Annotated in this window: 12 protein-coding genes; 7 read left to right on the top strand and 5 right to left on the bottom strand. The window is 64.5% G+C overall.

The window, feature by feature from the left end; translation table 11 throughout:
- Positions 1-4: 4 nt before the first annotated feature.
- The 4 genes from NGM28_RS25265 to NGM28_RS25250 all read right to left on the bottom strand — a co-directional run bounded on the left by NGM28_RS25265 (position 5) and on the right by NGM28_RS25250 (position 2,155).
- Positions 5-682, bottom strand: a complete 678-nt coding sequence (locus NGM28_RS25265) for a response regulator transcription factor (RefSeq protein ID WP_011534990.1) — start codon at positions 680-682, stop codon at positions 5-7.
- A gap of 7 nt (positions 683-689) precedes the next feature.
- Positions 690-1,082, bottom strand: a complete 393-nt coding sequence (locus NGM28_RS25260; protein WP_240064353.1) for an SH3 domain-containing protein — start codon at positions 1,080-1,082, stop codon at positions 690-692.
- A gap of 175 nt (positions 1,083-1,257) precedes the next feature.
- Entirely contained in the window at positions 1,258-1,557 is a 300-nt protein-coding gene (locus NGM28_RS25255) for a YciI family protein (RefSeq protein WP_011534988.1), read from the bottom strand.
- Position 1,558: 1 nt separating this feature from the next.
- Positions 1,559-2,155 (bottom strand): septation protein A, encoded by a 597-nt coding sequence (locus tag NGM28_RS25250; protein WP_252092020.1) that lies wholly within the window; start codon positions 2,153-2,155, stop codon positions 1,559-1,561.
- Between the two features lie 67 nt (positions 2,156-2,222).
- Between NGM28_RS25250 and NGM28_RS25245 the strand changes: the two genes are divergently transcribed.
- From NGM28_RS25245 to NGM28_RS25220, 6 genes are all read left to right on the top strand, one after another.
- The gene (locus NGM28_RS25245) at positions 2,223-3,083 is read left to right on the top strand and encodes a PHP domain-containing protein (protein ID WP_240064351.1); all 861 of its coding nucleotides are present in this window, start codon (positions 2,223-2,225) and stop codon (positions 3,081-3,083) included.
- A gap of 13 nt (positions 3,084-3,096) precedes the next feature.
- The gene (locus tag NGM28_RS25240; protein WP_044488858.1) at positions 3,097-3,726 is read left to right on the top strand and encodes an L-threonylcarbamoyladenylate synthase; all 630 of its coding nucleotides are present in this window, start codon (positions 3,097-3,099) and stop codon (positions 3,724-3,726) included.
- Between the two features lie 5 nt (positions 3,727-3,731).
- Positions 3,732-4,550: a segregation and condensation protein A gene (locus tag NGM28_RS25235; RefSeq protein ID WP_502943907.1), complete on the top strand. Its 819-nt coding sequence runs from the start codon at positions 3,732-3,734 to the stop codon at positions 4,548-4,550.
- A gap of 14 nt (positions 4,551-4,564) precedes the next feature.
- Positions 4,565-5,335, top strand: coding sequence for an SMC-Scp complex subunit ScpB (gene scpB / locus NGM28_RS25230; RefSeq protein WP_252092018.1), 771 nt, complete (start codon positions 4,565-4,567; stop codon positions 5,333-5,335).
- A gap of 172 nt (positions 5,336-5,507) precedes the next feature.
- Positions 5,508-6,569: a 23S rRNA pseudouridine(2605) synthase RluB gene (rluB, locus tag NGM28_RS25225; protein ID WP_240064348.1), complete on the top strand. Its 1,062-nt coding sequence runs from the start codon at positions 5,508-5,510 to the stop codon at positions 6,567-6,569.
- 668 nt (positions 6,570-7,237) lie between these two features.
- Positions 7,238-8,656, top strand: a complete 1,419-nt coding sequence (locus NGM28_RS25220) for an amino acid permease (protein ID WP_240064347.1) — start codon at positions 7,238-7,240, stop codon at positions 8,654-8,656.
- Between the two features lie 138 nt (positions 8,657-8,794).
- On the opposite strand, the gene NGM28_RS25215 is transcribed toward NGM28_RS25220, so the two are convergent.
- Positions 8,795-9,679, bottom strand: a complete 885-nt coding sequence (locus NGM28_RS25215; protein WP_240064346.1) for a LysR substrate-binding domain-containing protein — start codon at positions 9,677-9,679, stop codon at positions 8,795-8,797.
- Between the two features lie 151 nt (positions 9,680-9,830).
- Here NGM28_RS25215 and ydiJ point away from each other — a divergent pair, with 151 nt between their 5' ends.
- Entirely contained in the window at positions 9,831-12,848 is a 3,018-nt protein-coding gene (gene ydiJ, locus NGM28_RS25210) for a D-2-hydroxyglutarate dehydrogenase YdiJ (protein ID WP_240064345.1), read from the top strand.
- Positions 12,849-12,959 lie beyond the last annotated feature (111 nt).

Genomic DNA, 12,959 nt, shown 5'->3' with positions numbered 1-12,959 from the left:
GTGATCAGAGGCTGTAGTAGTAGCCGCGGCTGCGCAGGGCGACGATGCGTGGGCGGCCGTCGGGGTGCGGGCCGATCTTCTTGCGCAGGTTGCTGACGTGCATGTCCAGGCTGCGGTCGTAGAGGGTCAGCTTGCGGCCCAGACCGATCTGCGCCAGTTCCTGCTTGTCCAGCGGTTCGCCGGGCTGGCGCAGCAGGGCTTCGAGGATGCGGCTCTCGGAGAGCGTGAGGGTCATCTCGCGGCCGTCGATGCTGACCACGCCGCGCACCGGGCTGAAGGCCAGGTCACCGACCTCGACCTGGCTGCTGGGGGCGCTGGGGTGGCTGCGGCGCAGTACCGCGCGCAGGCGTGCGGTGAGTTCGCGGGGGTCGCAGGGTTTGGCCAGGTAGTCGTCGGCGCCCAGCTCCAGGCCCAGGATGCGGTCCAGCGGCTCGCCGCGAGCCGAAAGCATCAGCACCGGCAAGTCGGTATGTTCGCTGCGCAGCTGCTTGAGCAGTTCCAGGCCGCTGCCATCCGGCAGCATGACATCCAGCACCACCGCCGCCGGGGCTTGGGTGGCCAGGGCCTGGCGCGCGCTCTGGCCATCGTGGCAGGCACGTACCGCAAACCCTTCCTGGGTCAGCCAGCTGCCGAGCAGCTCGCACAGTTCCTGGTCATCATCAATCAGTAACAGCTCGCTCATGTTTCACTCAATTCAACCATTGACGGCGTCTTCTGTGTCCGCCGCTGGCTAAGATACCGCAGACTGCCGACAACAGTGCAACGACCGAACCAATCAGGAACCATTGCTGCTGGTCGGTGAGCAGGCGCTGTGGCAGGTTGGCGCCGGCCTGCAACTCCTTGACGGCCTGTTTCAGGCGCTGGTTGTCCTGGCGCAGGCGGGTCAGTTGGGCGCTTTCACGCGTGCTGTCCTGGTTCTGCAGCTGCTGGTTCAACGCATTGCGTTGTTGCTCGCTTTCTTCCAGGCGCTGCTGCAGCTCGGTGATCCGCGCCCCGGCTTCCAGCGACAGCGGCTGCTCGGCCACGGCGAGAGGGGACAGCAGTGACAGGCAAAGCAGCAGGGACATCGGACCTTGACGCATTGGAACTCCTGATTCGTATCGGTTCAGGAGGTTGTCGGCCGTAGGTCGGAAATTTTGAATCGGGCGTACTGCGTAAACCGTAGGAGCCAGCCTTGCTGGCGAACCAGGCACTGCGGTGGCTGGCACCGGCTACGCCGGTGTTCGCCGGCAAGGCCGGCTCCTACGGCGCTGGCGCTTAAGGCAGGACTTGCTTGAACGGCTTGACCACGACCTTGTCGTAGACGCCCGCGGCGATGTAAGGGTCCTGGTCGGCCCAGGCCTGGGCGGCGGCCAGCGAGTCGAACTCGGCGACGATCAGGCTGCCGCTGAAGCCCGCCGCGCCCGGGTCGTTGCTGTCGATGGCCGGGTGTGGCCCGGCCAGGACGACACGGCCTTCGGCCTTGAGCTGTTGCAGGCGCTCGATGTGGGCGGGGCGGGCGGCCAGGCGTTTTTCCAGGGAGTTTTCGACGTCGCTGGCGATGATGGCGTAGAGCATGTCAGTCCTTGGTTTTGGAGGTGGAGGGGTCGGCATCGTGCAGGTGGCGCGACAGGTAGACACCCTGCGCCACCAGGAAGACCACGGTCATGCCCAGGCTGCCGAACACCTTGAAGTCGACCCAGAAGTCCTGGAAGGTGAAGGCGACGAACAGGTTGGCGGCGCCGCACACCAGGAAGAAGCCGATCCACGCCACGTTCAGGCGGTTCCAGACTGTTTCGGGAAGTGTCAGGGCGTGACCCATGATGCGTTTGATCAGCACCCGGTCGCCGATGAAGTGGCTGCCGGTGAAGGCCAGGGCGAACAGCCAGTTGACCACCGGCGCCTTCCACTTGAGGAAGGTTTCGCTGTGGAAGGCCAGCGTGAGGCCGCCGAACACCAGGCAGGCTACCAAGGTGAGCAACTGGCCCTTTTCCAGCTTGCCATGGCGCAGGAACAGCGCGCCGTAGACCACCACGGAGCTGGCGATCAGCATGGCGGTGGCGCTGTAGATCCCGCCGAACTCGAAGCCGTGGCCGGCGAATTCGACCGGGCGCGGGTCCAGTTTGTAGACGATGAAGAACAGCAGCAGCGGGATGAAATCGATGAATTGTTTCACAGTGGCAGCCAGAAGCGGGATGTGACGGCATAATAACAAACATCGATTCCTGCGAAAGCGCTCCTCCATGAATGTTGATCTGCACTGTCACAGCACGGCCTCCGACGGCGCCCTGTCGCCCACGGCACTGGTCGCCCGGGCCCACGAGCACGGGGTGCGGACACTCTCGCTCACCGACCACGACACCCTCGAAGGCCTGCCCGAGGCGCGCCAGGCGTGCGCCGAACAAGGCATGCAGTGGGTCAGCGGCGTCGAGTTGTCGTGCACCTGGGGCGGCGCGACCATTCATGTGCTGGGCTATGATTTCCCGTTGGATGCGCCACCCTTGCTCGAAGCCATCGACAACCTGCACCGTGGCCGCTGGCTGCGCGCCGAGGAGATCGATCGCAAGCTGGCGGCCAAGGGCATGCCCGGCGCGCTCGACGGCGCCCGAGCCGTGCAGCAGGAACTGGGCGACAGCGGCAACGCTCCGGCGCGTCCGCATTTCGCCGAATTCATGGTGCGTGCCGGCTTCGTCAAGGACCGTGGCGAGGCCTTCCGCAAGTGGCTGGGGGCCGGCAAGCTGGGCGACGTCAAGCTGCACTGGCCGACGCTGGAGGAAACTGTCGCCACGCTGCGCCAGTCCAATGCCTGGGTGAGCCTGGCCCATCCCATGCATTACGAACTGACACGCAGCAAGCGCAGACGGCTGATTGCCGACTATATTCAGGCAGGCGGGCAGGCACTGGAAGTGGTCAATGGGATGATGCCGCCCGAACAGGTGGGGACGATGTCCATCCTCACCCGTGAGTTCGGCCTGCTGGCGAGTGCCGGCAGCGATTTCCACGGCCCTGGCACCTGGGGCGAGATCGGTGCCTACCGGCCCTTGCCCGAGGACCTGCCACCCCTGTGGCGCCGATTCCGACATGAACAGCCTATGGCGGTATGAACAGGACGACTTCGTGAGCCAATTTTTCCAGATTCATGCGGAAAACCCGCAGGCGCGCCTGATCAAGCAGGCTGTCGAGATCATCCGCAAAGGTGGGGTCGTGGTCTACCCGACCGATTCGGCCTATGCGATGGGCTGCCAGATCGGCGACAAGAACGCCATCGAGCGCGTCCGCCGCCTGCGTCAGCTGGACAAGAACCACAATTTCACCCTGCTGTGCTGCGACCTCTCGCAGATGGGCACCTTCGCCAAGATCGACACTGCGACCTTCCGTCTGCTCAAGGCGCACATTCCAGGCCCCTACACGTTCATCCTCAACGCCACCCGCGAGGTGCCGCGCCTGTTGATGCATGAGAAACGCCGCACCATCGGTTTGCGCGTACCGTCCAACCCGATCGTCCTGGCCTTGCTCGAAGAGCTCGGTGAGCCTTTGATGAGCGTGAGCCTGATCCTGCCAGGCGACGAAGAGCCGATGACCGACCCCTACGAGATCCGTCAGCGCCTGGAGCATCACGTCGACCTGATCATCGATGGCGGCTTCGGTGACCTCAAGGCATCCACTGTCATCGACCTGTCCGGCGACGAACCTGCGTTGATCCGCGAAGGTTGCGGCGACCCCACGCCGTTCCTGGCCAACGCGTGAGCCAGGTGGAAGCGCCCGAGGCGCCGGCCATCGAGGCTGAAGCGCCGTTCCAGCTGCAACTGGCCCTGGTCTACGGCGAAGCCCTGACCGAGATGCCGGTCGACCTGTATATCCCGCCGGACGCCCTGGAAGTTTTCCTCGAAGCCTTCGAGGGCCCGCTGGACCTGCTGCTGTACCTGATCCGCAAGCAGAACGTCGACATCCTCGACATCCCGGTGGCGGAAATCACCCGCCAATACATGAGCTATGTCGAGCTGATGAAAAGCGTGCGCCTGGAACTGGCCGCCGAGTACCTGGTGATGGCCGCCATGCTCGCCGAGATCAAGTCGCGCATGCTGCTGCCACGTTCCAGCGAGGTGGAAGAGGAGGAGGGCGACCCGCGCGCCGAGCTGATCCGCCGCCTGCAGGAGTACGAGCGCTTCAAGGCTGCCGCCGAGGGTATCGACGAATTGCCACGGGTCGGCCGCGAGGTGCTGGTGCCGCGCCTGGAGGCCCCCCAGGCCAAGGCGCGCAAACTGCTGCCCGAGGTCGCACTGGAGGAGATCCTGCTGTCCATGGCCGAGGTCATGCGCCGCAACGACCTGTTCGAAAGCCACCAGATCACCCGCGAGACCCTGTCCACCCGCGAGCGCATGAGTGAAGTGCTGGAGCGCCTCAAGGGCGGCGCCTTCGTGCCGTTCGTCGAGCTGTTCACCCGTGAGGAGGGCAAGCTCGGCGTGGTGGTCACCTTCATGGCGATTCTCGAGCTGGTGAAGGAATCCTTGATCGAACTGGTGCAGAATGAGCCTTTCGCCCCGATCCACGTCCGTGCCCGGGCAGAGTGACCTGACGACTACCGATGAACCTGAATGAACCCCGCGAACTGGCGTCGCTGATCGAGGCCTTCCTGCTCGCCTCGGGCAAACCGCAATCTCTCGAGCGCCTTTACGAGCTGTTCGAAGAGGCGGAGCGCCCGGCGCCGGCTGTCTTCAAGAAAGCCCTGGAGGTGCTGGGCAAATCGTGCAATGGCCGCGCCTTCGAGCTCAAGGAAGTGGCCAGCGGCTATCGCCTGCAGATTCGCGAAGACTACGCCCCCTGGGTCGGCCGCCTGTGGGAGGAGCGCCCGCAGCGCTATTCCCGCGCGCTGCTCGAAACCATGGCCCTGATCGCCTACCGCCAGCCCATCACCCGTGGCGAGATCGAGGACGTGCGGGGCGTGGCGGTGAACAGCAACATCATCAAGACCTTGATGGAGCGTGAGTGGATCCGCATTGTCGGCTACCGCGAGGTGCCGGGGCGCCCGGCGATGTTCGCCACTACCAAGGCGTTTCTGGACCACTTCAACCTCAAGAGCCTCGACGAGTTGCCGGCGTTGGCCGAGTTGCGCGAGCTGGAGCCCGAGCCGATGATCGACCCGGACGAAGCGCCGGTGCCGGCGCATCTGCAGGCCTTGGCCGATGCCAGCCTGGGTGAGGAGGGGGAAGAGGCGCAGCCGAAGGAAGAGACCAGTTTCCGTTCGCTGCTGGTGGAGCTGGATGCGATGGAAGAGGGGCTCAAGACCGATTTCGATGATTTGCGCGATGAGATGTCGGAAGAGGCGGATGAGTCTGAGGGCGAGATCAAGGATTGAGCCACGTATTGCCGGGGCTGACGCTTTCGCCGGCAAGCCGGCTCCTGCGGGGAATGCCATCGGGCGGAAATCCATGGGGCATGCGGAAAAACCTTCTACCCTCCAGTGCGTTCCCCCGCCGAACCGCGTATGATGCGCGCCCGCTTTCACTACTACACCGGGAGGTGCCCAGATGAGTGACAAAGACCTGCAAGACCAACAACCCACCCCGCCGTCCGGCGAAAAACTGCAGAAAGTGCTGGCCCGCATCGGCGTCGGCTCGCGCCGTGATGTCGAGGCCTGGATCAGCCAGGGCCGTATCAAGGTCAACGGCGTCGAGGCCACCCTGGGCCTGCGCGTCGACCTGCACGACGCCATCACCGTCGACGGCAAGCTGATCAAGCGTGTCGAGGCCGCCGAGGCGACCCGCCGCGTGATCATGTACAACAAGCCCGATGGCGAGATCTGCACCCGTGACGACCCGGAAGGCCGCCCGACCGTGTTCGACCGCCTGCCGCGCCCGAAAGAGGGCCGCTGGATCAATATCGGCCGCCTGGACATCAACACCACCGGCCTGCTGCTGTTCACCACCGACGGTGAGCTGGCCAACCGCCTGATGCACCCGTCCTACGAAATGGACCGCGAGTACGCCGTGCGTGTACGTGGCGAGGTTGACGACGACATGGTCGATCGCCTCAAGGCTGGTGTGATGCTTGAAGACGGCCCGGCCAAGTTCACCGACATCCAGAAGGCGCCGGGTGGTGAAGGTTTCAACCACTGGTACCACTGCGTGGTGATGGAAGGCCGCAACCGCGAAGTGCGTCGCCTGTGGGAGTCGCAAGGCGTGGTGGTCAGCCGCCTGAAGCGCGTGCGTTTCGGCCCGGTGTTCCTCAACTCCGACCTGCCGATGGGCCGCTGGCGCGAAATGAGCCAGGGCGAGATCGACATCCTGGCCGCCGAAGTCGGCCTGCAGCCGGTGGCGCTGCCGGAGATGAAACTCAAGGCCAAGGACAAGCTTGAGCGCCTGCAGCGCAAGTCGACCCGTCCGCTGGGGCGTGGTGAGCGTGTGCGCACCCTGCGTCCCGCCCAGGAAGGCCAGGGCGAGCGCCCGGCACGTCCCGCGCGTGAAGAAGCGCCGCGCAAGGGCAGCCGTGGCAGCACGGTGGCCGAGCGCCCAAGCGAGATGCGCAAGCGCCCGGCCCGCCCCGAGGGCGACAAGCCTGCCGGCCGTGGTCGTGGCAAGCCACGCGGCTGATTTAGCCTGTTAACGAAAGAGCCAGCCTTCGGGCTGGCTTTTTTGTGCCCATTGAAAACGCTTCCCCTGTAGGAGCCGGCTTGCCGGCGAATGGCCGCAAAGCGGCCCAAGTTCCTGAATGCACTGAAAATTTCCCGGAGAGTGGAAAGTTTTCAAACCGCCTTGTAAAGAAATTTATACAAAAATCCCCGTATAACCCTGTCTGCCCGATTTTTTCCGCTCTGCGTAACAAAAATTTTCCACGATCCGCGTCGCAGAGCCTCCGGCACCCCGTTCGCCCCCTTCCAAATCCCCCGCCCAACCGCTGAGATAGCGCCATTGCCGTGTGCAAAGCCAGGCAGGACCGCCAGGCATCAAAACAACAAAACGGAGGCGCCATGTACGCCGATCACTCCGCCTTTTCAGGCCTTCACCCCAGGACCGGTGCGTTTTTTCATCAGGAAACGACGCAACGCGTTGACGCCTGCGCGTTTGCAGGGGTATACAATGCGCCGCGTTTTACCTGTGACTCCCTTGCGTACCGCGCACTCTTGCTGACACCCGGTTGACCCGCGCTTTCGCGAGCGACCTGTCCAAGACCCAAGGTAACCACCTTGCCCATTCCGCTGCGCCACGAGTGCGGTGGGTCCGATTCCGTCACAGATAAAAACAAGCAGGTGACTTCGTTCATGAGTGGACATAACTCACAGTCCGGCGAACTCAAGCGTGGCTTGAAGAACCGCCATATCCAACTGATCGCCCTGGGCGGCGCCATCGGCACCGGGTTGTTCCTGGGCTCGGCCGGCGTGATGAAGTCCGCTGGCCCGTCGATGATTCTCGGCTACGCCATCTGCGGCTTCATTGCCTTCATGATCATGCGCCAGCTCGGCGAGATGATCGTCGAGGAGCCGGTGGCCGGCTCCTTCAGCCACTTCGCGCACAAGTACTGGGGCGGTTTCGCCGGCTTCCTGTCGGGCTGGAACTGCTGGGTGCTGTACATCCTGGTGGGCATGTCGGAGCTGTCGGCGGTCGGCAAGTACATCCACTACTGGTGGCCGGAGATCCCGACTTGGGTGACCGCGGCGGCGTTCTTCCTGCTGATCAACGCCATCAACCTGATGAACGTGAAGATCTTCGGCGAGGCCGAGTTCTGGTTCGCGATCATCAAGGTCGCCGCCATCGTCGGCATGATCGGCCTGGGCGCCTACCTGCTGACCAGCGGCAGTGGTGGCCCTGAAGCGTCGGTGACCAACCTGTGGGCCCATGGTGGCTTCTTCCCGCACGGTGTCAGCGGGCTGGTGATGGCCCTGGCGTTCATCATGTTCTCCTTCGGTGGCCTGGAAATGCTCGGCTTCACCGCCGCCGAGGCCGACAAGCCGAAGACCGTGATCCCCAAGGCGATCAACCAGGTCATCTACCGCATCCTGATCTTCTATGTGGGTGCCCTGGTGGTGCTGCTGTCGCTGACCCCGTGGGACAGCCTGGTGGCCAGCATCGACGCTTCCGGCGGCAGCTATGGCAGCAGCCCGTTCGTCCAGGTGTTCTCGTTGCTGGGGAGCGACGTGGCCGCGCACCTGTTGAACTTCGTGGTCCTGACCGCGGCGCTGTCGGTGTACAACAGCGGCACCTACTGCAACGCCCGCATGCTGCTGGGCATGGCCGAGCAGGGTGATGCCCCGGCGGCACTGGCGAAGGTCGACCGCCGCGGCGTGCCGGTGCGTTCGATCCTGGTGTCGGCGGCGGTGACGCTGATTGCAGTGCTGCTCAACTACCTGATGCCGCAGAATGCCCTGGAGCTGCTGATGTCGCTGGTGGTGGCGACCCTGGTGATCAACTGGGCGATGATCAGCTACTCGCACCTGAAGTTCCGCCAGCATCTTGATCGCACTGGCCAGAAGCCGCTGTTCAAGGCGCTGTGGTACCCGTACGGCAACTACCTGGTGCTGGCGTTCGTGGTGCTGATCCTGGGCATCATGCTGATGATTCCTGGTATCCAGGTGTCGGTGTACGCGATGCCGGTATGGCTGGTGGTGATGTATGTGTTCTACGTGCTCAAGAGCAAGCGTGGGGCGCAGGCCAACGGTGCTGCCGGTAGCGTGGCCAAGTAAGCGCTGAGGCGCTTCGAGAAAACCCGATGCCGGGTGACTGGTGTCGGGTTTTTTGTTGTCTGCGCCGGCCTTTTCGCCAGCAAGCTGGCTCCTACGGGTGTTATGTGTACCTGTAGGAGCCAGCTTGCTGGCGAATGGTCAGATCTGCTGGAGCAACCAGCCGCGAAACGCCCGCAACGAGGGCAGCGCCTCGTTTCTCGGCGGATAGATCAGGTAGTAGCTGCGCTGGCTGGCAAACGGTGTCCCCGGGCTGAACAGCTCACCACTGGCCAGTTCTTCCTCCACCAGGATTCGTGGCACCAGCCCGATGCCGATCCCCGCACGCACCGCCTGAATCAGGTGCGAGGTCAGCTCGAAGCTCGGCCCCAGGCGCATCGAGCGGTGGGGCAGGGCGTGGTGGGAGAACCATTCGCCCCAGGCGTGCGGGTTGTTCGCGACATTCAGTAGCACCTCTTCACTGATGCGCGCCGGGCTCCAGCATTGTCCGTCGCGCGCACTGTCCGGCGGCAGGATCACCACCAGTTCCTCGGCGTGCAGACGGTGGCAGATCAGCCCAGGCAGGTCGTGGGTGGCCACGCCGATGGCGGCGTCGATCTCGCTGGTGTCGAAGTTGATTGCTTCAATGCGCGAATGAATGTGCACCAGCATGCCCGGATGCGCGCTGTAGAAGGCATGCAGCCGTGGCAGCAGCCATTTCGAACCAAAGGTCGGCAGGGTCGCAAGGCGCAAGGTACCGACGCCGGACTGATAGGCCAGGGCCTGCAGGGTGGCACTGCGGATTCGCCCCAGCGCCTCACTCAGTTCGCGCTGGTACAGGCGGCCAACATCGGTCAGTTGCACCTGGCGCCCCTCGCGGCGGAACAGTGTGAGCCCCAGTTGTTGTTCCAATGCCTGCACCTGGCGGCTCACCGCGCTCTGGGTCAGCGACAGCTCGGCGGCCGCGCGGGTGTAGCTTTCATGCCGGGCGGCGGCCTCGAAGGCCAGCAGCAGCGACATCGAGGGGGTGAGGTGGCGGTAATTCATTCATAAAGCTCATCGATAGCGGCAGGAATATCCGTTTGCCCCTGGCGCGAAACTACAGGAACATTGGCACATTCGAAATCCTCCCATGAGTCATTCATGCCGGAGTGACAATATTTCCGTGAATCAGCCAATATTAAAGAGGCATCCTTCGATGATCGCCCAGCTGCCGCCCCGTGCGCCTGCCGTCCACTACCCCGAATTCCTCGAAGCCCTGAAGAACAGCGGCTTCCGTGGCCAGATCAGCGCCGACTACGGCACCCGTACCGTGCTGGCCACCGACAACTCCATCTACCAGCGCCTGCCCCAGGCGGCGGTGTTCCCGCAGGATGCCGACGACGTGGCGCGGGTCGCCACGTTGATGGCCGAGCCACGTTTTCGCGACATCAAGCTGACCCCGCGTGGCGGCGGTACCGGCACCAACGGCCAGTCGCTGACCGACGGCATCGTCGTCGACCTGTCGAGGCACATGAACACCATCCTCGAGATCAATGTCGAGGAACGTTGGGTGCGGGTGCAGGCGGGCGTGGTCAAGGACCAGCTCAATGCCGCGCTCAAGCCCCACGGTCTGTTCTTCGCCCCAGAGCTGTCCACCTCCAACCGCGCTACTGTCGGCGGCATGATCAACACCGATGCCAGCGGCCAGGGCAGCTGCACCTACGGCAAGACCCGCGACCACGTGCTCGAGTTGCACAGCGTGCTGCTCGGCGGCGAGCGCCTGCACAGCCTGCCGATCGACGATGCGGCGCTGGAGCAGGCTTGCGCCGGGCCTGGCCGGGTCGGCGAGGTGTACCGCATGGCCCGGGAAATCCAGGAAACCCAGGCGGAGTTGATCGAAAGCACCTTCCCCAAGCTCAACCGCTGCCTGACCGGCTACGACCTGGCGCACCTGCGCGACGAGCAGGGCCGCTTCAACCTCAACAGTGTGCTGTGTGGTGCCGAAGGCTCGCTGGGCTACGTGGTCGAGGCCAAGCTCAATGTGCTGCCGATCCCGAAGTACGCGGTGCTGGTCAACGTGCGCTACAGCAGTTTCATGGACGCCCTGCGCGATGCCAATGCGTTGATGGCGCACAAGCCGCTGTCGATTGAGACCGTCGACTCCAAGGTGCTGATGCTGGCGATGAAGGACATCGTCTGGCACAGCGTCGCCGAGTATTTCCCGGCCGATGCCGAGCGCCCGACCCTGGGTATCAACCTGGTGGAGTTCTGCGGCGACGACCCGGCCGAGGTCAATGGGCGGGTCGAAGCGTTCGTCGAGCATTTGCAGCGTGACACCAGTGTCGAGCGCCTGGGGCACACTTTGGCGGAGGGTGCTGAAGCGGTGACCAAGGTCTACACCATGCGCAAGCGTTCGGTGGGCTTGCTTGGCAACGTCGAGGGTGAGGTGCGCCCGCAGCCGTTCGTCGAGGACACCGCCGTGCCACCGGAGCAACTGGCCGACTACATCGCCGACTTCCGTGCCCTGCTCGACGGTTATGGCCTGGCGTACGGCATGTTCGGCCACGTCGACGCGGGCGTGCTGCATGTGCGCCCGGCGCTGGACATGAAGGACCCGGCCCAGGCCGCGCTGGTCAAGCCGATCTCCGATGCCGTGGCGGCGCTGACCCAGCGCTACGGTGGCCTGCTCTGGGGCGAGCACGGCAAGGGCCTGCGCTCCGAGTATGTGCCGGCTTACTTCGGCGAGCTGTACCCGGCATTGCAGCGTTTGAAAGGCGCGTTCGACCCGCACAACCAGCTCAACCCTGGCAAGATCTGCACCCCGCCGGACAGCGCCGAAGGCCTGACACCGGTGGATGGCGCGCCCCTGCGCGGCGACCTGGACCGCACCATCGACGAGCGCGTCTGGCAAAGCTTCGGCAGTGCCGTGCACTGCAACGGCAACGGCGCCTGCTACAACTACGACCCCAACGATGCCATGTGCCCGTCGTGGAAGGCCACCCGCGAGCGCCAGCATTCACCCAAGGGCCGCGCCTCGCTGATCCGCGAATGGCTGCGCCTGCAGGGCGAGGCGAACATCGACGTGCTCGCCGCCGCCCAGCGCAAGGCGTCCTGGCTCAAGGGGCTGCCGGCGCGCCTGCGCAACAGCCGTGCGCGCCAGCAGGGGCAGGCGGACTTCTCCCACGAGGTATACGACGCCATGGCGGGCTGCCTGGCGTGCAAGTCCTGTGCGGGGCAGTGCCCGATCAAGGTCAATGTGCCGGACTTCCGCTCGCGCTTCCTCGAGCTGTACCACGGCCGCTACCAGCGTCCGCTGCGCGACTACCTGATCGGCTCGCTGGAATTCACCATCCCGTACCTGGCCCATGCGCCAGGCCTGTACAACGCGGTGATGGGTTCGAAGTGGGTGAGCAGGTTGCTGGCGGACAAGGTCGGCATGGTCGACAGCCCACTGATCAGCCGCTTCAACTTCCAGTCCACCCTGACCCGTTGCCGCGTTCAGGTGGCCAGCGTGCCGGCCTTGCGCGAGCTGACTCCGGCCCAGCGCGAGCGCAGCATCGTGCTGGTGCAGGATGCTTTCACCCGCTACTTCGAGACGCCGTTGCTGGCCTCGTTCATCGAACTGGCCCATCGCCTGGGGCACAAGGTGTTCCTGGCGCCCTACAGCGCCAACGGCAAGCCGCTGCACGTGCAGGGTTTCCTCGGCGCCTTCGCCAAGGCGGCGGTTCGCAACGCTACCCAGCTCAAGGCGCTTGCCGACTGCGGCGTGCCGCTGGTGGGGCTGGACCCGGCGATGACCCTGGTCTACCGCCAGGAGTACCAGAAGGTCGATGGCGTGGAGTGCCCGGCTGTGCTGCTGCCACAGGAGTGGTTGATGAACGTGCTGCCTGAGCAGGCGCCGGCCCAGGCCGACAGTTTCCGCCTGATGGCTCACTGCACCGAGAAGACCAATGTGCCGGCCAGCACGAAGCAGTGGGAACAGGTGTTCGCCCGCCTTGGCTTGAAGTTGGTCACCGAGGCCACCGGTTGCTGCGGCATGTCTGGTACTTATGGGCACGAAGCACGTAACCAGGATACCTCGAGGACCATCTTCGAGCAGTCCTGGGCGACCAAGCTGGACAAGCAGGGCGAGGCATTGGCCACCGGGTATTCGTGCCGCAGCCAGGTCAAGCGCATGACCGAGAAGCAGTTGCGCCATCCGCTGGAGGTGGTGCTGCAGTACACGCAGCGCTGACCCCAGGGGGCTGCTTTGCAGCCCTTTCGCGGCACAAGGCCGCTCCTACAGGAGATTGCGTTCCCCTGTAGGAGCGGCCTTGTGCCGCGAAAGGGGCGCCAGGCGCCCCTG

The sequence above is a fragment of the Pseudomonas sp. MWU13-3659 genome (assembly GCF_023757525.1).
Taxonomy (GTDB): domain Bacteria; phylum Pseudomonadota; class Gammaproteobacteria; order Pseudomonadales; family Pseudomonadaceae; genus Aquipseudomonas; species Aquipseudomonas entomophila_E.
This window is presented reverse-complemented; position numbering and strand designations above follow the sequence as displayed.